This is a genomic window from Bartonella sp. CM86QHHN, assembly GCF_042194695.1.
In the GTDB taxonomy this organism is placed as follows: Bacteria; Pseudomonadota; Alphaproteobacteria; order Rhizobiales; family Rhizobiaceae; genus Bartonella.
In genome coordinates this window covers 93,856-115,919 of record NZ_JBHIND010000074.1, presented here as the reverse complement: position 1 = coordinate 115,919, position 22,064 = coordinate 93,856, and the positions used below count along the sequence as shown (strand labels likewise).

Genomic DNA, 22,064 nt, shown 5'->3' with positions numbered 1-22,064 from the left:
AAATGACTTTGATGATTTAGCCAAACGACTAGAATGGTTTGTTTGTTCAAGACAGTTGTTTTTTGAACTTGCGGCGATTGATCCAGAAAGCCTTTCCAAAGTTGAAAGAGCCGCTCGCTTTTTGTTTCTCCAACGTTGTGTGATGTATGGGAAAAAAGAGTATGTCTCTTTTGGCTTTGGAAGGAAAAAGCCTATAGCATTTAATCCCGATAAGCTGCTATCAAGGATGCGACGTGTTAGACAGAAGCTTCTTGATACGACAATCTTAAATTTGTCGTGGGAACGGGTTATCGAGCTATTTGATGCACCCGACAGTTTATTTTACCTAGACNCGACACGTGAGTGTGCACAGCTTTTTAGTGTATCCACAACAACGATTCGCAATTGGGTGCTTCAGGGGTTGTTTCCGGAGCCATATAAGCTAGGGAGAGCAGTGAGGTGGAGAAAAAAAGAGATACTAGCTTTTACTCCAAAGAAAAATACGGAGCAAATAAGAACAAATTAGGTAAAATTATATAAACTGTAGAAGGTGGTCTAAAAGGTGGTCTGAAAATAGCTATTTAAAGAAAAAAACTATATATTTCAATATGTTTAAGAAATAAAATGGTGCCCCCAGAGAGACTCGAACTCCCGACCCCCTGATTACAAATCAGGTGCTCTACCAACTGAGCTATAAGGGCGTAACCATGTAGGAGTTAGCACAAACTAACAAAAAGGAAAACAGAAAATTATTAAATTTTATGTATATTAAAAGAAAACTATATAAAAAATAACCAATTTATTTCCTTTTTCCACTTTTTACAGCAAGGTTGGAACTATCCTTATGTTGATATCTTATAGAATCTTTTATAAGAATGCACCGTTTTGCTATCGAATTACGAATCTGAAGACTTTGATTGATGAGCAAGGTAATTTTCTAGCCAGTGAATATTATAATTACCATCAGCAACATCTTGATTATTAATAAGATCGCGAAAAAGAGGCAGTGTAGTTTTTATCCCATCGACGACAAATTCATCTAAAGCACGCCGTAAACGCATCATACATTCTAAACGGGTACGTCCATGAACAATCAGCTTTCCAATCATGCTATCATAGTAAGGAGGAATGCGATAACCTGAATAAGCGCCTGAATCAACACGAATCCCTAAACCTCCAGGTGTATGAAAATGTGTAATGGTTCCAGGTGATGGCGTAAAGTTAATAGGATCTTCTGCATTAATACGGCATTCAATGGCATGACCAGAAAAACAGACTTCATCTTGTGTCACTGAAAGTTTACAGCCTGATGCAATATGGATTTGTTCGTGGACTAAATCTATACCTGTAATTGCTTCAGTTACAGGATGCTCGACTTGTAAACGTGTATTCATTTCAATAAAATAAAATTCGCCATTTTCATAAAGAAATTCAATAGTACCAGCTCCACGATATCCAAGTTGGGCACAAGCATTTGCAACAATATTTCCAATTTTTTTCCGTTCAGTTTCATTAAGTGCAGGTGACGTAGCTTCTTCCCATACTTTTTGATGCCGTCGTTGAAGTGAACAATCGCGTTCTCCTAAATGAATAGCATTTCCCGCACCATCACCTATGACTTGAATTTCAATATGACGGGGTTTTTCTAAATATTTTTCTATGTAAACAGCGTCATCACCAAAAGCAGCTTTCGCTTCTGAACGCGTTGTTTTGAGAGCTATAGAAAATTCTTGTTCAGAATGAACGACTTTCATACCACGTCCGCCACCACCGGCAGAAGCTTTTATAATAACTGGATAACCAATTTCACGAGCAGTGCGTAAAGCATCTGATTCTTCAGTGACTGCTCCATCTGAACCTGGAACTACAGGAATACCAAGTTTTTTGGCGGTTTTCTTTGCTTCGATTTTATCGCCCATGATGCGGATATGAGTAGCTGTTGGACCGATGAATGTAATATCATGGGCTTCTAGAACATCTGCAAATTTTGCATTTTCAGAAAGAAAGCCATAACCTGGATGAACAGCATCCGCTCCTGTAATTTCACAAGCAGCAATAATTTGCTGAATACTCAAATAAGAATCACGAGCGGGAGGAGGGCCAATACAAACACTTTCGTCAGCAAGACGAACATGCATTGCATCTGCATCAGCGGTAGAGTGAACAGCCACGGTTTTTATGCCAAGTTCTTTACATGCACGTAAAACGCGAAGAGCAATTTCTCCTCGATTAGCAATGAGGATTTTTCGAATCATGGTTGCCCCTCGCTTTATTCAACAATAATAAGTGGTTCACCAAATTCAACAGGTTGACCATCTTTGACAAGAACAGTGGTTACCGTACCGGAGCGCGGTGATGAAATTTGATTCATTGTTTTCATGGCTTCAATAATAAGTAATGTCTCCCCTTCAGAAACATTTTGTCCTACTTCTACAAAAGGTTGTGCGCCTGGTGAGGGTGCAAGATAAGCTGTTCCAACCATTGGAGAGGTTATTGTGTTTTTTGATTTATCTTCTTGGATAGATTGTATAGGAGATTCAGCTGTTGGAACTGGAGAAGATGTTACAGAAAAAGTAGGAGTAGAAACAGGGGCATAGATTGCTTGCTCAGAAGAAGTTAAGGTATTTTGGCGTGAGACACAAATACGAAGCTCCCCTTGTTCAACTTCAATGTTCGTTAAATTTGTATCATTCAAAATTTCAGCAAGATCACGAATAATTTTCGTATCAATTGCGGTTTTTGCCGAATCCATTTTTTTTGTTGCCATTTTATTTCTAACTCCTTGATCAATGAAGATCGTCATTATCTCATTTTATGACCGAATATCTCTAGATTAGGGATGACATCTTTTGAGGCTTTAAAGATTTTTATTTCCTTTAAATCATTATACTTTGCAATTTAAAACTTGTATCTGCTTTACGTAAAATTGCACTTATAAGCCTGTTATCAAAAAAGAGAAAGCATAAAATTACCTCATTTACAGTATTCTTCCTAAAACGGATCAGGTATTCACTGTGTATTATCTATCGCTTGTTTTAGAATATCTTGTCTGGCTGCGCCGATGAATATTTTATCACCAATGATGTAAGAAGGTGTTCCCGTAATATGAAGTGCAGAGGCAATTTGAATGTTTTCTTTAAAAGCGTTTTGCAGAGTGGGATCTTTTATTGCATTATGTAGTTTTTTTTCATCTGCTCCTAATGAAACAGCTACTTTAATAGCTTTAGCTTCATTTGCACGACCCTGATACATTAAAAGCGTTTTGTGAAACTGAGGATATTTCTCTGGAAATTGTTTTCGAAATGCGTAGGCAACAGTATGGGCTGCCATAGAATCAGAGCTTAAAATTGGTAAGTCCTTGATAATAACCTTTAAATCTGGATATTCTTTTATCAAGTCTTCTATATTTGAATAGGAAATTTTACAATAACCACAGTTGTAATCAAAAAAATTGACAAGCACTCTTTTACCATTTGGGTTTCCCAAAACAGCGTCATGAGGAGAATGAAAAATCTCTTTTTCTAATGAATGAATGACAGAAGTTTGTTTTTGGTTTTCGTATTCATTCTGTTTTTCCAGCTTATCTTGAAGAATAAGCTGCATTTCAATCATAATTTCTGGATGAGTAAGAAGATACTCTCTGACGATTTGTTGAATATGATGAGAATCAGTATGTGGTATCATTTTTTCTTTAAGCTTAGATAAAAAGCTAGAATCTTCCAAAAGTTGTGATTTAAGCTTTTCTAAGCTTAAATCATTTGCTGTTTTTGAGTGTGATGTTGCGTTTGATAAAGAAGGTAAAAAGATTAAAATACTCGACATAACTATGACTAAAATTTTTGAAAAAAGTGTTATTTTCGAGTTTTGAGAGTGATAATTCATTTGTATACCTTCACATTTTTTAGGGTGTCATTGAGTGAACTATATGAAAAGCGCTATCTATGTGCAATGAAGCATTTAGTTATAGTGTATCTTTAAGAATGAGAAAAAACATCAATTTTTCTCTAAAAAGATTTCATATGATAAACCTTGGCTTGGTAAGGATTATGTTTTGTAAAAGATAAAAAAAATCTCTTTAATTTGTCAAATGTTGTTTTGATGTATAAGGGTATCAAAAGCTTTTTGTGCGTTTTTATTTTAGGAAAAAGTACGTTGATAATACAATGAAGAACATTTGTATTATTTTTTCCTGTTGCTTTATTGAGTACTGAGAAACAAAATTAAATAATGAAAAGTGAAATTATGAAAACCACAACACATTATGATCTGTTTATCATTGGAGGAGGGATAAACGGCTGTGGATTGGCAAGAGATGCAGCAGGACGCGGATTTAAAGTGGGATTGGCTGAAATGAACGATCTTGCATCTGGGACCTCAAGTGCGTCAACAAAGCTTATTCATGGTGGGCTTCGTTATCTTGAACACTATGAGTTCAAACTTGTTCGTGAAGCATTGAAAGAACGCGAGATTATTTTACGTATGGCTCCACATATTGTGCGTCCTTTGCGTTTTCTCCTTCCTTATCATAAAGAATTGCGCCCTGCTTGGATGTTGCGTTTTGGACTTTTTATTTATGATTATTTAGGGAATTGGAATCAGAAATTGTGGCGCAGTAAAACGATTAATTTTTCACAAAAATTTTGCTCTACACTGAAGAAAGAATATCAGAGAGGTTTTGAATATTCTGATGCAAGAGTAGATGATGCGCGTTTAGTTATTGGCAATGCTCGTGATGCAGAAAAGTGGGGAGCTGATATAAAAGTACGAACAGAAGTTCTCTCTTTAAAAAAAGAAGACAATAAATGGCGTATCTTTCTTCAAGACAAGTTAAGTAGCAAAGAATATAGTGTCACAGCTTCTTATGTCGCGAATATGACAGGTCCTTGGATTGATCATGTTTTAGCAAGCATATTAGATTGTAAAGAACATTCACCAGTACGGCTTGTTAGAGGTTCTCATATTTTGGTTCCCAAGCTTTATACTCATGATCGTGCTTATATTTTTCAAAATGGTGATGGGCGTATTATATTTGCTATTCCGTATCAAGAAGAGTTTACCTTACTTGGAACAACAGATTGTAATTATCAAGGAGATCCGGCTGACGTTCATATTACTGATACAGAAATTGATTATATTTGTGCAGCAGCCAGTGAATATTTCATACAACCAGTGTTGCCTGAAACGATTGTCTGGTCTTACTCGGGAGTTCGTCCACTCTATGATGATGGAGCTTCAAAAGCACAAGAAATTACGCGCGATTATGTTTTAAAAGAAATGGGAACAGGAACGACACCAAAGATACTTAATCTTTATGGTGGAAAGATTACAACTTATCGTAAGTTGGCTGAAGATGCGATGAAATTTGTTGAAAAAGAGCTTGGTAAAAAGAGAGCATCATGGACGGCTAAGGCAGTACTTCCAGGGGGTGATTTTCCCTATAACAAATTAGATACAATCGAAAATAGGATTGCTCTTTTGATGCCAGATTTAGATGCTTTTACACATCGCAGGCTTGCACGCTCCTACGGTACGGAAGCATTGGTGATCTTTGCACATGGTAAGGCAAATAAAGGAAAAAATTTTGGACATGGGCTTTATGAAGTAGAAGTAAAATGGTTGATGGAAAAAGAATGGGCTAAAGTATGTGAAGATGTGTTATGGCGTCGTTCAAAACTGGGTCTCCTATTTAATGAACAAGAGGTTGATACTCTTTCTTCCTATATGCAAAGCCAACAAGAGATTGAACAACTTTTATGATCATTTTATTTTACAGATTTTATCTGCAATATTGTAAAATATTTTCCTTAAAGAGATACTGATATCAGTCATAGATATTAAAAAGGCAATGGCTGTCTATACCCTGATTTTAGTTTTTTTTGCAAGAATCACAAAATGGCAAAATTAGATAGAATATTTAGGATGAAATTTGTCTATCTTATAAAGTGAAATTCAAGAATGTTACCAAGAATAACTCATTGAAAAAAATGATTTATAATTAGATTCATGTGAAATAAGGATTTTTATTCTTTCTTTAGGAGAAGATAAAGATACTTTCTGTAGCATTTATTTGCACAATAAGTTAAAAAAATCTAAAGAAAATTAAATCTATTATAAAAAATTGTATAATGTGTTAGTTTAGCATTTATTATCTTAAATGCTGTGCTAAATCATGTAAGGATGGAGGCTTGATGAGCGTAAGAAGAACTTGTAAATGAGTTTTTTATATTATGGTGAAAATCTTCTTTTTTCATGTTTATATACCTAAACACTAATCTATGAGAAATGCGATATTGTGTTTTATCATGATTGATTGTAGTAAACCTTGATATCAATTGAAAATAATGAACTGTTATTATACTCATGATAGTATAAGAGAATAAAATTTTCCGTAAACTAAAAGTAAGTATTTTTCTATGTATAAAGAGAGAGCTATAGGGACGTGAGAGTAATACCCTCATGATATTTTACAACCTTCCATCGCCTATAAAATTTGCAGTAGCACCAATGTTGGACTGGACAGACCGACATTGCAGGTTTTTTTATCGTCTTTTAACGAAAAAAGCTCTCCTTTATACGGAAATGATGGTAGCAGATGCTGTCATTCATGGTGTTCGCGAACAATTGTTGGCTTTTAGCGATAAAGAACGTCCAGTTGCATTACAACTAGGGGGGGCTGATCCGAGAAAGTTAGCAGAAGCTGCACGAATTGCTGAGGATTTTGGCTACAACGAAATAAATCTTAATGTCGGGTGCCCATCAAATCGTGTTCAAGCAGGTGTCTTTGGGGCTTGTTTGATGCTACATCCAGACATTGTGGCAAATGCCGTGGAAGCGATGAAACGAGAGGTTACTATACCTGTAACTGTCAAATGTCGGATTGGAGTGGACGAACAAGATGAAGAGTTAGCGTTAGATCTTTTGGCTAATCAGGTTTGGAATGCTGGATGTGATGCGCTCTGGATACATGCACGCAAGGCATGGCTGCAAGGATTGAGTCCGAAAGAAAACCGTAATATTCCGCCTCTTAATTATGAAAGAGTTTACAAATTAAAACGTAAATATCCTCATAAATTCATTGGGATAAATGGTGGAATTAAATCGATTGATGAGATCAAAGAACACTTAACTTTCTGTGATGCTGTCATGGTTGGTCGCCAAGTTTATCATAATCCAGCTTTGTTAAAACATATTGATTTTGAACTCTATGGTGAGACGCAAAATAATCTGAGTGAGAGTGATCTTATTGAGGTTATGTGTGATTATACAGCTCGACATATTGCATCGGGGGGGCGGCTTTCTCATGTGACACGTCACATGATTGGTTTATTTCATGGGCGGGGTGGGGCACGTCGATGGAGGCAAATATTATCAAATGATGCGACAAAACCAAATGCAGATATATGTATTTTAAAAGAAGCTTTTTATGCTCTCATTTAATAATAGCCTAATAATTAACATATATTAAAGTTGAGATCCTTTGCGTTTGGATGTCTTTGCGATAATTTTGATCTCTTCAATTTTATAAGTTTTTGAAAGTTTATAACTTTTATTATGCATAAGAATTGTTGGAATGTATATATTAAACGGCATGCTGATTATGCCTATTAAATAAAAAATAGGTTAAGGGTATCACTGTAAAGGTAATCATAAGATATTAATAACATTTTGAATCTTGCACGTTTGTTATTAGGGTTGAAAATAGAATGTAGAAATTATTGCTTTCATAGTATTTAACATTTTTAAAGCACTGTTAAAAAAACAATAAATTATTCATATCCTGTATATATGACGGGATTTTCATAAACATTGTAGATTTTAAAAGGTATCCTTATGACCGCTAGTCCATTTGATGATTTTCGTGCTTTGCTTACAAATTTACCTGTTGCTGATGAGTTTTCTATAATTTTGGCAAAAAAACGGCAAAAAGACTTAACAAAAGAGCAAGGAACATTAGGAAAACTAGGAGATATTGCTGTTTGGTATGCGGGGTGGAGGGGTACAGAAAAACCTATCGTAACGAGACCTTTGGTCGCTATTTTTTCTGGAAATCATGGTATTGTAGAGGAGAATATTACACCATTTCCACAATCTATGACACAAAAAATGGTAGAAAATTTTGCCTCTGGTGGAGCTGCTATCAATCAAATTTGTATTGCTTATGATCTTGGATTAAAAATATTTGATTTAGCATTAGAATATCCAACAATGAATATTACGAAGGATGCCGCAATGGATGAGCGGAGTGCGGCTGCTACAATGGCATTTGGAATGGAATCCATTGCGGGTGGAACAGATCTTTTATGTATTGGAGAAATGGGAATTGGAAACACAGCAATAGCTTCAGCTTTATGCTTAGCATTGTTTGGAGGGGAAGTGGAAGAATGGACAGGAAATGCTATGGAATCAGAAGGTGATTTTTATCAGCGTAAAATTGCAGCGGTTAAGACAGCTATTTCTTTGCACAAGGATTATTTCAATGATCCTTTTGAGATAATGCGTCGCTTAGGAGGACGTGAGATTGCTGCTATGGTTGGTGCTATTTTAGCAGCAAGAATAGAAAAAATACCCGTTATTTTAGATGGTTTTGTGGCAACAGTAGCTGCAGCGGTTCTTTATAAAATGCATCCAAAAGCTCTTGATCATACCCTTGTTGGACATGTTTCTTCTGAGACAGCTCATCGTAAACTTTTAAAAAAAATTGGCAAAGAACCACTTCTAGATTTGGGGATGCGTCTTGGTGAAGGGACAGGAGCAGCTATGGCAGCTGGTATCGTCAAAGCCGCTGTTTTAACACATGCACAAATGGCAGTTTTGGAACAAGAAAGTTTGAATGCCTAAAAGATCATGAGACGGATATAAAAATCTTAAGAGTTTTGTTCATGCGTCTTGTCGTGTAATTTAATATAATTAAGTGGAAGTTCCGTTGTATATTTAATCTGTTCCATTGCGAAAGAAGATGAGACATCACGGATATCAATTTTAGAAATTAATTTTTTATAAAAAAGATCATAAGCTTCAATGTTGGGCACAACAACACGCAATAAATAGTCAATATCTCCACTCATTCGATAAAATTCAATGACTTCACGGAATTCTTGCACAATTTTTGAAAAACGCTTAAACCATTCATGACTATGTGTATTTGTGCGAATAGACACAAAAACAGTGACGTGTGCGTTTACTTTTTCTGGAGAAAGAACAGCAACACGACGCTGAATGACGCCATCTTCTTCAAGTTTTTGAATTCTACGCCAGCAAGGAGTGGTCGAAAGTCCCACTTTTTTAGCAATATCAGCAACAGAAAGTGTCGCATTTTCTTGCAAAAGATGTAAAATTTTTCGGTCAAGACGATCCATATTTTTTCTCAATATTTTAATTTATAAAAATTTACGCACTAAACAACGCAGATATACAATAAGCTCATCGTTAAACCATGGGTTTTTCTGTAACCAAGAAGTATTTCGCCATGACGGATGAGGCAAAGGCATAACATTATAGCCTCGAGGTTGAGGAATGGAAAGAATATTTCTCCAATCACCAACAGTTGCAGAAACGGTTTTATGTTTTAATTCTGTAATGTGCCACTTTTGCGCATAACTGCCAATAGCAAGAACAAGCTTTATTTGAGGCATTGCCTGAAATATCTTTTCATGCCATATTTCTCGACATTCACGTCTTGGTGGTAAATCAGCTTTATTTTTGTCATAACCTGGAAAACAAAATCCCATAGGAACAATAGCAAAGAGAGATTTATTATAAAATTCTTCTTTCGTGACACCCAGCCAATTACGCAATTTTTCACCAGAGCGATCATTAAAAGGGATAGACGTTTCATGGACACGCAACCCTGGTGCTTGGCCTGCAATTGCAATCGAAGCAGTATCGGATAAATAAACGACAGGGTTTGGTTCATGAGGAAGAGGAGGAAAATAATGGGGTTGTTGGACGCAAACACGACAGGAATAGATCTCTTTTTCAAGTTTGATAATTGGGCTACATTGTTTCATTAGTAAATAAAATTAAAAAATATTTTTTTATTCTGTGCGAGGATTTGCTTTGCGCCATTCTTTTGGTCGTTGAAAACTTGATGCCCATATTCCTTTCTTTTTCTTTCTAGCTTCTTGCTCTTCTTTGGGGTATTCATAATAATTTACAGCCCAACCATTATGTACAAGTGTTGCGTTGATATTGCTAACTTGTTTTGTTTTACATGTTGCAAGAATACGGCGATATTTATCTGTTTTTTTCCAGTGACATGTAACAGTTTGATTTTTTAATAGTTGTTCTAAATATTTTTTTGCCTCAAGCCCACAAGGGTAGCGCGCTTCCTTTTTTCCACAAAATTGGTGGAGTTCAGGAGCATCAATTCCAGCTAGTCGAATCTTAATTGAAGAAATCATAATGGTATCGCCATCAATGATTAATGCATTTCCTTCAACAGAGTTTTGAGAAGAAAATTTTTCTTTTTGAGGCAACCGCTGAGTTTTCTTAAAATAAGTTGACATAATGATAAGAATGCTAGCAGCGACAAAAATACTGAAACCGATTACTTTTAGATTAAAGCTTCTTAGATTAAAATGAGAAAAAGATTTTTTCATGAAATAAAGAAACTGCTAACATTATTATAACTCTATTTTAGTATTGTTTATAATTGACCCGAGAAACTTTATTCATATGACGAAACAGTGTTTCGTTTTAATGACAAAATTTTCATTAGATATCACAATAATCAAATACTCATACAGAATATATGTAAGCAACTTAAATAATAAATCAACTTATCCAAATCCGTACAAAACATACAAAGTTTAAAGTAAACTTTTTAAACTTAAGGAAATAAAAAAACATCCCTCAAAAAATAACTTTGAAGAGCAATACTCCCACATTTCTTTTGGAGTATAAAATCTATCAATTTAATAATAATTTTATTTATTTAATTTTTGTTTCCTTAAATTCAACGTGCTTTTTTACAACTGGATCATATTTACGCTTGCTCATTTTATCTGTCATTGTACGGCTGTTTTTCTTTGTTACATAGAAAAAACCAGTATCTGCAGTTGATAAAAGCTTGATCTTAATGGTTGCTGCTTTAGCCATAATGTAAATACCCTATTTATACTGAAAAAATATTATTGCTGTCAAAACTTATTTCCGACATCATCAGATTTTCCGGCAACACTACGGATGTTCTCAAAAAAGTCAAGAGCTGATTAATTTTCTCATAAGTTGGACAAACACCAAAATGACATATAAACCGAAAAAAACAGCCATGGCTATTGAAAAACCAAAGGGTTTAAAGATATCCATGGATTTTCCGATAAAGGTCGGTCCGATGAGCATACCAATTCCATAACAAAAAATAAAAGCAGAATTAGCAGCAGCAAGTTCTTGCCCCTTGAGACGGGCTCCTAAATGTGCAAGACTAATTGTATAAAGGCTCGCTGATACACCACCCAGAAAAAACAAATCAAGCATCAGAATCCATGGATATTGAAGAATCCATGGTACTATAAAAGTTCCTATAAAACCTAAAATAGCGCAACTCATCAGCGGGTAGCGTCGATCTTTGGCGTAGTCGCTTATAATGCTGATAGGAATTAAGAGGAAAATATTCCCAAGTGCAAGGGTTGCCATAAAATGTGCTGCTTCATTCTCATTATAACCAATGGATAAACTAAAGGGTATTATAAGAGTTAATACGCCCATTTGAATGGCCCCGTAAACAAGGACCGCCATCATTGCACTTGGAACGTGAAAAAGATAACGAAAAAATGGCATATATTGATTTTTTTGAAATTCTGGACTTAATTTCCAAGCGGTAAGAATTGGTATAGTAGCAAGTATAATAAGGCTATATCCAACAGCAAAAGGAATAAATCCTTGTGTTCCCACTTTTGCTAGCAGCGTTAGACCTATTATAAACCCTAATCCTAAGACAATAGCATAAATAGAAAGGATCAAACCGCGTTTTTTGGGGGGAGCATAACTGTTGATCCAAAACTCTGACAGGATAAACATAACTGTCATGCTGAAATGTAATATAAACTTTAAAATAAACCAAACCCATATGGGATCAAAAAAATAGAATCCTAAAAAACTTAAAGATCCTATCGCCATCATAAGCAATATTGTTTGAGCGATTCCTAAGTATAAGGCAATTCGAGACGTAAAAATAGCTGCAATAATTGTGGCGATTCCACCAACTGTTCCACTATAGCCGATTGTACTGTTGGAAAGTCCTTTCTCTGCCATAAGAAGAGAGACAAGTTGTGTTCCCATTGCCAATGCTGTTCCAACAGTGCCAATGGTTGCAATAGCGGCAATAATTGCACGCAAAGAATTATTTTGAGAGTCAAAAGGTTTTTTTTTCATGAGAATGGCTTAAGGTACTCTTGTTTATTTAAACAATGAAAAGATGAGCTGAAATGAAAGGGAGCCAAAACTATCCTTTGCAGTTTCTCTCATTTTCTAAGTATAAAAAACTGCAAGATTTTTATATGGTTATTATAGACTTAACAATAAAATTTATCCTCTTTTATACTAAAGAAATAAGATTGTATATATAAATATTATATAATATAAGTCATTTCTTAAATTGAATTTATTATTCATATATATTCAATGGAGGGCAAGAAGATTAATTTTTTCTTTTCCCATAAAAAGTATACTTTTGTTTTTTTAATTTGTTTTTATGGTAGGATGTCGGTGAAAATTTTATTGGACGAGGTTTTGTTAACAGTTCAAAGCATAAAGCGCCAGCAAAAGGTTGTACCGTTATAAGTTTTACTTCTACAACATCACTGAGCTGATAGCCTTTATGGCTACGCTGTCCTACAAGAACATGTTGTGCTTCATCAAAATGATAATAATCATTTTTAAGTGTAGAAATATGGATAAAACCATCTGTATTGAGTTTATCAAGTGAGATAAAAAGACCTGCTTTTGTAACTCCGGAAATGCGGCCTGTAAAAATACGACCGATTTTATTCGTTAAATAGTGAGCAACAAGCCGATCAATCGTTTCTCTTTCAGCCATCATTGCACGGCGTTCGTATAAAGAAACTTGCGTAGCAATTTCTGCAAGATTTTGTTCTTGTGTATCTGTTAATTGATCATTTCCTAATTTGAGAGCTTTAATGAGTGCTCGATGAATAATGAGATCAGCATAACGACGGATTGGTGATGTAAAATGTGTATAGTTCTGCAAATTTAAACCAAAATGGCCACTATTTTTAGGGTTGTACTCTGCTTGTGATTGTGAACGCAAAATAACTTGATTGACTAGTTCTTGTTGTTGAGTATGAGCGACCTTTTCTAAAATTCTATTAAGGCGCGCTGAGGTAAGTTCGCTTCCGCGGGAGAGTGGTATCCCCAAACTTTGAAGAAAGCTCCGAAGTATTTCTTGCTTAGCAAGAGAAGGTTTTTCATGAATACGATAAATGAGCGGCTGGTGATGTTGTTTTAATGTTTCAGAAGCTGCAATATTAGCTTGTATCATAAACTCTTCAATTAAACGATGCGCTTCTAATTGTGTTTCACTCACAACATCTTTTATGCATCCATTTTGATCAAGAATAATCTTTTTTTCTGCAATTTCTAATTCTAGTGGTTGGCGACGATTTCGCGCAGCTTTAAGGCATGCATAGGCTTCCCATAAGGGGTGCAAAATGCTCTCAAAAAGAGGGGTTATTTTTTCATTTATATTACCTTCAATTGCCAATTGTACTTCTTGATAAGAAAGTTTGGCTCTTACACGAATCATAGTACGATGAAAACTATGTTTTCGTTTATTACCGTTTGCATCAAAAATCATACGAACGGCTAAAGCTGGTCTTTCTTTTCCTTCACGCAGAGAACATAAATCATGAGAAAGGCGTTCAGGTAACATTGGCACAACGGTATCAGGAAAATAAACAGAATTTCCACGTTTCAATGCTTCTTTATCTAAAGCGCTTCCTGTTTTGATATAATAAGAAACATCTGCAATGGCTACAATAATAATCCAACCATCATTATTTGCTGGATCCGTATCCTTGGTTGCATAAACTGCATCATCATGGTCTTTTGCATCTGGTGGATCAATTGTAATAAAGGGTAATTGTCGCCAATCTTCACGATTATCCATATTGGCAGCTTTGATATGTTTGGCTTGCTCAAGAACACTTTCAGGAAAAATATAAGGAATTCCTTTCGAAAGAAGCGCTATCATTGAGAGTGTTTTCTCACTCTTAATGTGCCCTAAAACATTCTTTATTTTTGCGCTCTTTAATCCGTAACCAGTATTTTTTTTTATTTCGACTTCAACGAGATCACCAATTTGAATCTTCATTTCTGGAGACATTTCAACAATGAGTTCATTGGTTTTGCGGTCTATAGGATCAAGGCGCCATTGATTATTTTCCGATTTTCGTACAATAGCAAATGCGCTTTTGGGAGATACATCAATTTTACGAATAATTCGTCCCGTATAAGGATGGCTTGAGCTTTCAGAATTTTTATTTCGAAAAACTTTTACAAGAATATGATCTCCAACACCAATATTACTTCCTGTTATGTGATGAAAAGAGTGTATTTCAATATTGGGCTTTGGAGAATCTTCCCATTCAAGAGGTTGTGCAATAAAACTTCCCTCTTTATCACGTCCGCTAATTTTTACTAAAGAAACAGGGGGTAATTTTCCTTTGTTTATTGCTCTTTTGTGGTGTTTAGATATGAGATTTTGATCCTTTAACTCACGTAACATATCTCTAAGCCAGATACGAGAATCGCCTTTTAAGTTAAAAGCTTTAGCGATTTCTCGTTTACTTGAGTGGTTAGGATTCTCAATTATAAAGGAAAGGATTGCTTCCTTATTGGGAAAAGTTTTCCCCTTGAATGAAGAGAGATATTTTATGTTTTTTTCACCTTTAGCCAAAATTTATGTCTCTTTTATTTTTGCTTTTGTTTTAGAAGAAGCTCTTTTTGAAGTTGTTTTTTTACTCGATGCTTTAGCCGATATAAGTTCTAGTGCCTCTGGAAGTGTTACACTAATGGGATCTTTATCTTTTGGCAATGTTGCATTAATTTTACCCCAATTGACATAAGGACCATAACGCCCGTTGCGCACGGTAATGGTTCCTCCTTCGGGATGCTCTCCTAATGTTGCCAATGCTTCAGGTGTTGTTCTGCTTTGCCTGGTTTTGTTTTCTTGTTGTTCTGCTAATACTGTAACAGCGCGATTGATACCAATATCAAAAACTTCATCTGCATGAAGAAGGCGCGCAGATTTTCCATTATGGCTAAGATAGGGACCATATCGTCCAATCGTAGCCGTGATTGTTTTTCCGGTTTCAGGATGAATGCCAATTTCACGGGGAAGGGATAGTAAAGCCAAGGCTTTATCAAGGGTTACATTTTCTGCCTGCCATTCTTTTGGTAATCCTGCACGCTTAACTTCTTTGCTTTCACCAAGTTGAATATAGGGACCAAACCGGCCATTACGAAGAGAGATCTCTTTTCCTGTTTCAGGGTCAATACCAAGTATAACAGGTTCATCATTGCGTACAGCTTCATTCTCTTCTCCAGTATCTGTACCAAGTTGGTGTGTGTATTTACATTCGGGATAATTGGAACAGCCAACAAAAGCACCATAACGCCCAAGTTTTAATGATAATTGACCATTTTTACAAAGAGGACAGGAACGCACATCACTTCCATCTTCGCGTTCAGGAAAGGCGAGAGGTGCTAATGTTACATTTAAAGCATCAAGAACATTGGTTATACGGAGTTCTTGGATATTGCTAATAGATGCATTAAATCCATCCCAAAAATCTCGCAATACGTCTTTCCAAGAAAGTTTGCCATCAGAGATAAGATCCAGCTTTTCTTCAAGATCTGCTGTGAAACCATATTCTACATAGCGATTAAAAAAATTTTCAAGAAAGGCTGTAACAATACGTCCCTTGGCATCGGGAATAAGCTTTCGTTTATCAATGACAATATATCCACGGTCACACAATGTCGCTAATGTGGATGCATAAGTTGAAGGACGACCAATTCCTAACTCCTCAAGCTTTTTAATTAATGAAGCTTCAGAATAACGAGAAGGGGGCTCTGTGGTATGTTGTACAGATTCAACTTTTTCTTTTGTAAGTGCTTCACCAGTGTTTATTTGTGGTAAACGTGTTGTTTCATTTTCTTCATTATTTTCTTCGTCTCGTTGATCCGTGTAGACGGAAATAAAGCCATCAAAACGAACAACAGATCCTGTTGCCCGTAGATTTGCACGCTCTTCTCCTTGCTGTGCTTCAATTTCAACGGTTGTACGTTCAATGTCAGCAGAGCGCATTTGGCTGGCAATGGCACGCTTCCATATCAGATCATAGAGCTTTGCTTGATCGCTATCGAGAAAATTACGGACTTGACTAGGATTGCGTTGAAAATCTGTTGGGCGGATCGCTTCATGTGCTTCCTGTGCATTTTTTGCCTTTGTTGAATAAAAACGTGGCTTTTCAGGAATATAGTCTTTTCCGAAAGTTTCATGAATAACTTTTCGTGCTGAATCAATAGCCTCTGGTGCTATCTGCACACCATCGGTACGCATATAAGTAATAAGCCCTGCCGTTTCACCATTAATTTCAATGCCTTCATAAAGCTTTTGGGCAATTTGCATAGTGCGAGAAGCTGAAAAACCTAGTTTTGAAGAAGCTGCTTGTTGTAGTGTAGAGGTCGTAAATGGAGGAAAAGGATTTCTCTTTGTAGGTTTTGCTTCAACACTGAGTGTATGATATTGAGCTTTCTCCAGCATAAAGCGAATTTGGTCTGCTTGTTCTTGAGATTGAATATCAAGCTTGCCTATTTTTCTTTGATTAAACATTGTCAATCTTGCTTGGAAACTATCATTTTGGATGGTTTTTAACTGTGTTGTAATGGACCAATAATCTTCTTTGATAAAATGTTCTATTTCTGATTCACGATCACAAATAATACGCAAAGCAACCGATTGAACGCGTCCTGCTGAACGCGCACCAGGGAGTTTACGCCATAAAACAGGTGAAAGTGTAAAACCAACGAGATAATCGAGAGCACGACGTGCAAGATAAGCATCGACAAGGGATGTATCAATATCACGTGGATTATTCATAGCATCAAGCACAGACTTTTGGGTGATGGCATTGAAGACAACTCTTTTAATAGGTTTATCTTTTAAAACTTTTTTTTGACGAAGAACATCCAGAATATGCCATGAAATAGCTTCCCCTTCACGATCAGGGTCTGTTGCTAATATAAGGCTATCGGCTTCTTTAACGGCTTTTGCTATTTCATTTAAACGTTTAGCGGCAGCAGAATCTATATCCCATTTCATAGAAAAATCTTGATCCGGTAAAACAGAACCATCTTTTGCAGGCAAATCACGAACATGTCCAAATGATGCGACAACTTTGTATTGAGATCCAAGATATTTATTAATTGTTTTTGCTTTTGCTGGAGATTCAACGATAACGATATTCATAATTTTACCCAAATATTGAAATAAAAATTTTTTTATAAACGCCTTTTACGCGAATAGCTAATGCCAATTGCTTAAGAGCACATAAAAAAATATTAGCCATATAAAAAACATGAATATTGTACAACTTATGATTGTCATTATTAGAGTACACCCTATATAGAATTACACGATTTATTTTCCACTGTTATTACAAAAACATACGGCGAAATACTAAGATAACGTCTATTGAGAGGTAGGAGGGGAAATGCTCAAGGATAGAGGATTATGTTTATAAATCATTTAAAAGTTATCCAATATATTACAGACATGTCAAAGCAAATGAATCAGATGGCGCGTCAGGCGCATAGTCCGCTTTTAGCATTGCTTTTGGATATGGTTGCCAAAGAAGGGCAAAGCATTATTAATAGTGCTGAGGCTCTTGGGGAAGATCAAGATTCGACAATGACACATAACCACCAGAGTGTCGAATAAGCTTTCCAGCAAGGTCGAGTTCTACCAACAAGAGGTAGAGAGCTGGGAGTGAAACACCTGAGTGGATACTAAGTGTGTCTAAATCGATTGGCGTTGTTGAAAGAGCGGAGAGAACTGCTGCGCGTGCTGCATCATCATCTGCTAAAGAGAGATCGCTGTTTTTTTCATCTGCTAAATTAAAATTCTCCTTTTCAAGTTGTAAGGAGGATGGTTCCTCAAAAAAATTGAGTTGCGAATTTGGAAGCGGTGAAATTAATGGCGTAAGTGTTTCTATAATGTCAGAAGGATGTGTGGTGAGTAGAGCACCGTCTTTGATAAGATTGTTTGTACCAACAGATCTTGGATCAAGTGGAGAACCGGGAATGGCAAAAATTAGCCGTCCCATTTCAGCTGCTTGACGTGCGGTAATTAAGGACCCTGAGCGCAGGGCTGCCTCTACAACCAAGAGACCAAGTGATAGAGCTGCAATAATACGGTTTCTTCTTGGAAAATCGATAGCACGCGGCTTCCAAGAAATGGGCATTTCGCTGATGATGGCTCCACCGTTGGCGATAATATCTTCGTGCAACTTTTTATTTTCAGGAGGATAGATATGATCAATTCCTCCAGCCATGACTGCAACAGTTCCTGTTTTTAAACTTGCTTGATGCGCAACGCTATCAATTCCACGAGCGAGCCCAGAAATTGTTACAAAGTCTGCTTCTCCGAGAAAACGCGCAAATTGAGCCGTAAGCTTTTTCCCAGCAGCTGAAGCATTTCGAGAACCTATAATTCCAATAGAAGTTTTTTGAAAAATTGAAATATTACCTTTGATAGCAATAAGCGGCGGAGGGGCTTCTGTAACCTTAAGAAAAGCTGGATAATCTGGTTCGCCCATACCGATGAACCGAATATCTAATCTTTCAGCTTCTTGCATTTCTTTTTCTGCATCTTCTAAGCTTGCTATTTTTATAGATACAGAACCACCCCCTTTTCTACTAAGCTCTGGCAGCGCTGCCAGAGCATTTTCTGCTGTTTTATAATGATCAATGAGATTGCGAAAACTAACAGCTCCAATATTTTCACTGCGCAATAACCGTAACCAGCTTAGACGTTGACGATCAGTAAGCAGGATTCCTTTATTTATCTCCGTGTTGCGTACCAATCTTACTTTCTTCCCCAATTAATAATCTACTGATATTTGCAGAATGTTTTATAAACACAAATACGCTCATCACAATCAGCATACAATAGAAATAAGAAGCGGAAAAATAAAAAACAAATATCGGTGTGATCGTAACAGCAATAAGCGCAGATAATGAAGAATAACGCATGAGAAGAAAAACCGCACTCCATACAATAATAAAAATAATTGCTGCGGGCCAATAGATTCCTAAACAGACCCCTAGATAGGTAGCAACACCTTTGCCACCTTTAAATTTAAGCCATACGGGGAAAAGATGTCCTAAGAAAGTAAAAAAACCCGCTAGAGAAACAAGTATACTATTGTCTAGCGGATTACTAAAAAACTTTATAATCAAAACAACGATAGTTCCTTTCAACATATCACAAAGAAGTGTTAGAGCAGCAAGCTTTTTATTTCCTGTTCGTAAAACATTTGTTGCTCCAATATTGCCGGAACCGATTGTTCTTATATCACCAATTTTGAACAATTTCGTAAAAAGAAGCCCAAATGGAATCGAGCCAATGAGATAAGATATGAGGAAAATAAACCATGGAGTGGACTGAAAAAATATTTCTGCTTCATTCATTAAGAATCTCATTAAGTTTGTTGATCAAGTTTAAAAACGGATTTCCCTTTCACAAAGGTCTGGAGCACACGTCCTTGAAAACGTGCATTATCAAAAGGGGTATTTTTTGAACGTGAATAGAGCTTCTCTTTCGAAACAACCCATGGTTCTTCAAGATCAACCACAATAAAGTCTGCATGAGCACCTTTTTTGAGTGTTCCTGCATTGAGTCCAAAGAGCTTTGCAGGCGCCGTTGACAAAAGTTCCGTTATCCGTAGAAGAGATAGGCTCTCATCATGATAAAGGCGTAAGGCTGCGCTCAATAAGGTCTCCATACCAATAGCGCCAACTGCCGCGTCATTAAATGGTAAATGTTTTTTGTCGATACTCTGAGGATCATGAGAAGAGACAATAACATCTACAGTCCCATCCTTTATTGCTTCAATCATTGCTATACGGTCTTCTTCTGTACGCAATGGGGGCATTAAGCGAAAAGAGGTGCGATATTCACCAATGTCATTTTCATTGAAAGATAAATGATTAATAGATACACCCGCTGAAATTTTCTCACTGCGTTTTTTACCTAAACGAAGTGCATCAGCAGAGAGTGCTGTCGATATTTGAGCGGCATGATAGCGTGTTTGCGTTAATACTGCTAATCGCAGATCTCTTTCAAGTGGGATAACTTCTGCTTCGCGAGGGATGCCAGAAAGACCAAGCCAACTGGCAAGCAGTCCTTCATTCATCACACCTTGCCCTGTAAGATCTTTATCTTGCGTTTCATGCATCAATGGAACATCAAAATCGCGTGCATAAGTCATTGCACGCCGCATAACAGATGAATTTTGAAGTGTTTTTTTGCCTTCACTAAAAGCAACAGCTCCTGCATCTTTGAGCAAACCAAATTCGGTTATTTCTTGTCCGTTGAAACCTTGTGTGATTGAAGCAATGGGATAAATATTGACCAATGAGATTTCCTGTGCTGTATGCGTAATAAATTTAATCAGAGCAATATTATCAATAACTGGATGCGTGTTTGGCATCATAAGAAAGGAAGTAATACCACCTGCTGCGGCCGCTTGACTTGCTGATGCAATTGTTTCACAATGCTCATTCCCTAATTCTTCAACAAAAACGCGCGCATCAACGAGTCCAGGGAGAATTGCTTTGTTTTGTGCGTTAATAACTTCTGCTTCTTCAGGGAATCCCTGATTCAGAGCTTCTTTTCCAGCGGCTATAATTCGTCCATTTTCAACAATAACTGTACCAATTTCATCGATTGTGCGCGAAGGATCAATAATACGAGCATTTTGAAAAACAATTGGTTTTATCATTTTTTTTCTCCACTGATCTTTGCGCGTGAATCTAATAAAGCCTCCATGATAGCCATACGCACTGCAATTCCCATTTCTACTTGTGTATGAATCATACTTTGTGGTCCATCTGCTATGTCGGATGCAATCTCTACACCACGGTTTAATGGGCCAGGATGCAGAATAATAGAATCATTTTTGGCATAGGCTAAATTTTCTTTATGTAAGCCAAAATAATGGAAATATTCACGCGTAGAGGGAATAAAAGAGCCTGTCATCCGTTCATGCTGTAAGCGCAACATCATGATAACGTCAGCATTTTTAAGACCTTCTTTCATCGTGTTAAAAACCTCAACACTCATATGAGCGATTTCTGCGGGTAAGAGTGTTGAGGGAGCAACAGCACGAACACGAGCACCCAAAGCATTGAGACACAGGATATTGGAACGGGCAACACGTGAGTGTAAGATATCTCCGCAAATCGCAACAGTTAATCCTTCAATACGACCTTTTGCCTTTTTAATGGTTAGAGCATCTAATAAAGCTTGGGTTGGATGTTCGTGGGCACCATCACCTGCATTAATAACACAACAATCAACTTTTTGCGCTAATAAAGCTGCCGCTCCTGCACTGTTATGGCGAAAAATCAGTATATCTGGCTTCATCGCATTGAGAGTTGTAGCAGTATCAAGTAATGTTTCTCCCTTTTTTACAGATGAGTTGCCGATCGCAAGACTCATCACGTGTGCACCTAGCCTTTTACCCGCTAATTCAAAAGAAGATTGTGTTCGCGTAGAGGCTTCAAAAAAGAGATTAATTTGAGTCCGTCCATGCAAAGTAGATTTTATTTTATCAATTTTGTTAGAAAGGATAATATTTGCTTCTGCACGATCAAGCAATGTATTAAGATCTTGTACACTCAGATCTTTAATAGCTAAAAGATGTTGATGAGGGAAAAGTGGGAAAAAATTATCTTGCATCATAGCATTCTTCTTTATCTCTCTCTAAACAGGTTAAACAAGCATTTGTTTGAATATGATAAATGTTTCTTAACTCTAAAAAGACAAATAGTCTATGATA

Annotated in this window: 19 protein-coding genes and 1 tRNA gene; 5 read left to right on the top strand and 15 right to left on the bottom strand. The window is 36.5% G+C overall.

The genetic code is table 11. The annotated features are described in order from the left end of the window. Positions 1–289 precede the first annotated feature (289 nt). On the top strand, positions 290–505 hold the full coding sequence (locus ACFIKX_RS08485) for a helix-turn-helix transcriptional regulator (RefSeq protein WP_375661239.1): 216 nt from the start codon (positions 290–292) through the stop codon (positions 503–505). Positions 506–604: 99 nt separating this feature from the next. Here the strand turns inward: ACFIKX_RS08485 and ACFIKX_RS08480 are convergent. The 4 genes from ACFIKX_RS08480 to ACFIKX_RS08465 all read right to left on the bottom strand — a co-directional run bounded on the left by ACFIKX_RS08480 (position 605) and on the right by ACFIKX_RS08465 (position 3,861). Beyond that, positions 605–680, bottom strand: a tRNA-Thr gene (locus ACFIKX_RS08480). Positions 681–875: 195 nt separating this feature from the next. Next, entirely contained in the window at positions 876–2,234 is a 1,359-nt protein-coding gene (gene accC / locus ACFIKX_RS08475) for an acetyl-CoA carboxylase biotin carboxylase subunit (protein ID WP_375613402.1), read from the bottom strand. Positions 2,235–2,248: 14 nt separating this feature from the next. Next, a complete protein-coding gene (gene accB, locus ACFIKX_RS08470) occupies positions 2,249–2,746 on the bottom strand; it encodes an acetyl-CoA carboxylase biotin carboxyl carrier protein (protein ID WP_375613403.1) in 498 nt (165 codons plus the stop codon). Positions 2,747–2,988: 242 nt separating this feature from the next. Continuing rightward, on the bottom strand, positions 2,989–3,861 hold the full coding sequence (locus ACFIKX_RS08465; RefSeq protein WP_375621287.1) for a DsbA family protein: 873 nt from the start codon (positions 3,859–3,861) through the stop codon (positions 2,989–2,991). Positions 3,862–4,206: 345 nt separating this feature from the next. Between ACFIKX_RS08465 and glpD the strand changes: the two genes are divergently transcribed. From glpD to cobT, 3 genes are all read left to right on the top strand, one after another. Continuing rightward, positions 4,207–5,736, top strand: a complete 1,530-nt coding sequence (gene glpD / locus ACFIKX_RS08460; protein ID WP_375628154.1) for a glycerol-3-phosphate dehydrogenase — start codon at positions 4,207–4,209, stop codon at positions 5,734–5,736. A 699-nt stretch (positions 5,737–6,435) separates the two neighbouring features. Then, on the top strand, positions 6,436–7,416 hold the full coding sequence (gene dusA / locus ACFIKX_RS08455; RefSeq protein WP_375613406.1) for a tRNA dihydrouridine(20/20a) synthase DusA: 981 nt from the start codon (positions 6,436–6,438) through the stop codon (positions 7,414–7,416). 393 nt (positions 7,417–7,809) lie between these two features. Continuing rightward, on the top strand, positions 7,810–8,817 hold the full coding sequence (cobT, locus tag ACFIKX_RS08450) for a nicotinate-nucleotide--dimethylbenzimidazole phosphoribosyltransferase (protein ID WP_375628152.1): 1,008 nt from the start codon (positions 7,810–7,812) through the stop codon (positions 8,815–8,817). Between the two features lie 26 nt (positions 8,818–8,843). Here cobT and ACFIKX_RS08445 read toward each other — a convergent pair whose 3' ends face one another. The 7 genes from ACFIKX_RS08445 to topA all read right to left on the bottom strand — a co-directional run bounded on the left by ACFIKX_RS08445 (position 8,844) and on the right by topA (position 17,470). Then, positions 8,844–9,335 (bottom strand): Lrp/AsnC family transcriptional regulator, encoded by a 492-nt coding sequence (locus ACFIKX_RS08445; RefSeq protein ID WP_015856433.1) that lies wholly within the window; start codon positions 9,333–9,335, stop codon positions 8,844–8,846. Positions 9,336–9,356: 21 nt separating this feature from the next. Beyond that, a complete protein-coding gene (locus ACFIKX_RS08440) occupies positions 9,357–9,986 on the bottom strand; it encodes a uracil-DNA glycosylase family protein (RefSeq protein ID WP_375613408.1) in 630 nt (209 codons plus the stop codon). Between the two features lie 27 nt (positions 9,987–10,013). Beyond that, on the bottom strand, positions 10,014–10,577 hold the full coding sequence (locus ACFIKX_RS08435) for a thermonuclease family protein (protein ID WP_375628149.1): 564 nt from the start codon (positions 10,575–10,577) through the stop codon (positions 10,014–10,016). A 331-nt stretch (positions 10,578–10,908) separates the two neighbouring features. Then, positions 10,909–11,076 (bottom strand): 50S ribosomal protein L33, encoded by a 168-nt coding sequence (gene rpmG, locus ACFIKX_RS08430; RefSeq protein WP_004864083.1) that lies wholly within the window; start codon positions 11,074–11,076, stop codon positions 10,909–10,911. Positions 11,077–11,178: 102 nt separating this feature from the next. After that, a complete protein-coding gene (locus ACFIKX_RS08425; protein ID WP_375628148.1) occupies positions 11,179–12,351 on the bottom strand; it encodes an MFS transporter in 1,173 nt (390 codons plus the stop codon). A 265-nt stretch (positions 12,352–12,616) separates the two neighbouring features. Further along, complete coding sequence (gene rnr, locus ACFIKX_RS08420) at positions 12,617–14,893, bottom strand: ribonuclease R (protein WP_375628146.1); 2,277 nt, start codon at positions 14,891–14,893, stop codon at positions 12,617–12,619. Between the two features lie 3 nt (positions 14,894–14,896). After that, entirely contained in the window at positions 14,897–17,470 is a 2,574-nt protein-coding gene (gene topA / locus ACFIKX_RS08415; protein ID WP_375628144.1) for a type I DNA topoisomerase, read from the bottom strand. 264 nt (positions 17,471–17,734) lie between these two features. On the opposite strand from topA, the gene ACFIKX_RS08410 reads away from it, so the two are divergent. Next, positions 17,735–17,941 carry a hypothetical protein gene (locus ACFIKX_RS08410; protein WP_005773510.1) on the top strand — a complete coding sequence of 69 codons (207 nt, stop codon included), beginning with the start codon at positions 17,735–17,737 and terminating at the stop codon, positions 17,939–17,941. On the opposite strand, the gene dprA is transcribed toward ACFIKX_RS08410, so the two are convergent. The 4 genes from dprA to ACFIKX_RS08390 are packed head-to-tail and all read right to left on the bottom strand — an operon-like array spanning position 17,871 to position 21,967. Further along, on the bottom strand, positions 17,871–19,103 hold the full coding sequence (dprA, locus tag ACFIKX_RS08405; protein ID WP_375628142.1) for a DNA-processing protein DprA: 1,233 nt from the start codon (positions 19,101–19,103) through the stop codon (positions 17,871–17,873). The genes ACFIKX_RS08410 and dprA overlap by 71 nt on opposite strands. Continuing rightward, complete coding sequence (gene plsY, locus ACFIKX_RS08400; RefSeq protein ID WP_375628141.1) at positions 19,060–19,692, bottom strand: glycerol-3-phosphate 1-O-acyltransferase PlsY; 633 nt, start codon at positions 19,690–19,692, stop codon at positions 19,060–19,062. Before plsY ends, dprA begins: the two co-directional genes overlap by 44 nt. Positions 19,693–19,703: 11 nt before the next feature. Continuing rightward, positions 19,704–21,005: a dihydroorotase gene (locus ACFIKX_RS08395; RefSeq protein ID WP_375628140.1), complete on the bottom strand. Its 1,302-nt coding sequence runs from the start codon at positions 21,003–21,005 to the stop codon at positions 19,704–19,706. Beyond that, entirely contained in the window at positions 21,002–21,967 is a 966-nt protein-coding gene (locus ACFIKX_RS08390; protein WP_375628139.1) for an aspartate carbamoyltransferase catalytic subunit, read from the bottom strand. Before ACFIKX_RS08390 ends, ACFIKX_RS08395 begins: the two co-directional genes overlap by 4 nt. Between the last annotated feature and the right edge of the window lie 97 nt (positions 21,968–22,064).

Coding starts and splice junctions, on each gene's coding strand:
- ACFIKX_RS08410 (WP_005773510.1), top strand. CDS start 17,735: ATGTTTATAAATCATTTAAAAGTTATCCAATATATTACAGACATGTCA.
- ACFIKX_RS08390 (WP_375628139.1), bottom strand. CDS start 21,967: ATGATGCAAGATAATTTTTTCCCACTTTTCCCTCATCAACATCTTTTA.
- accC (WP_375613402.1), bottom strand. CDS start 2,234: ATGATTCGAAAAATCCTCATTGCTAATCGAGGAGAAATTGCTCTTCGC.
- cobT (WP_375628152.1), top strand. CDS start 7,810: ATGACCGCTAGTCCATTTGATGATTTTCGTGCTTTGCTTACAAATTTA.
- ACFIKX_RS08395 (WP_375628140.1), bottom strand. CDS start 21,005: ATGATAAAACCAATTGTTTTTCAAAATGCTCGTATTATTGATCCTTCG.
- glpD (WP_375628154.1), top strand. CDS start 4,207: ATGAAAAGTGAAATTATGAAAACCACAACACATTATGATCTGTTTATC.
- plsY (WP_375628141.1), bottom strand. CDS start 19,692: ATGAATGAAGCAGAAATATTTTTTCAGTCCACTCCATGGTTTATTTTC.
- ACFIKX_RS08465 (WP_375621287.1), bottom strand. CDS start 3,861: ATGAATTATCACTCTCAAAACTCGAAAATAACACTTTTTTCAAAAATT.
- ACFIKX_RS08445 (WP_015856433.1), bottom strand. CDS start 9,335: ATGGATCGTCTTGACCGAAAAATTTTACATCTTTTGCAAGAAAATGCG.
- ACFIKX_RS08440 (WP_375613408.1), bottom strand. CDS start 9,986: ATGAAACAATGTAGCCCAATTATCAAACTTGAAAAAGAGATCTATTCC.
- dusA (WP_375613406.1), top strand. CDS start 6,436: ATGATATTTTACAACCTTCCATCGCCTATAAAATTTGCAGTAGCACCA.
- ACFIKX_RS08435 (WP_375628149.1), bottom strand. CDS start 10,577: ATGAAAAAATCTTTTTCTCATTTTAATCTAAGAAGCTTTAATCTAAAA.
- accB (WP_375613403.1), bottom strand. CDS start 2,746: ATGGCAACAAAAAAAATGGATTCGGCAAAAACCGCAATTGATACGAAA.
- ACFIKX_RS08425 (WP_375628148.1), bottom strand. CDS start 12,351: ATGAAAAAAAAACCTTTTGACTCTCAAAATAATTCTTTGCGTGCAATT.
- rpmG (WP_004864083.1), bottom strand. CDS start 11,076: ATGGCTAAAGCAGCAACCATTAAGATCAAGCTTTTATCAACTGCAGAT.
- topA (WP_375628144.1), bottom strand. CDS start 17,470: ATGAATATCGTTATCGTTGAATCTCCAGCAAAAGCAAAAACAATTAAT.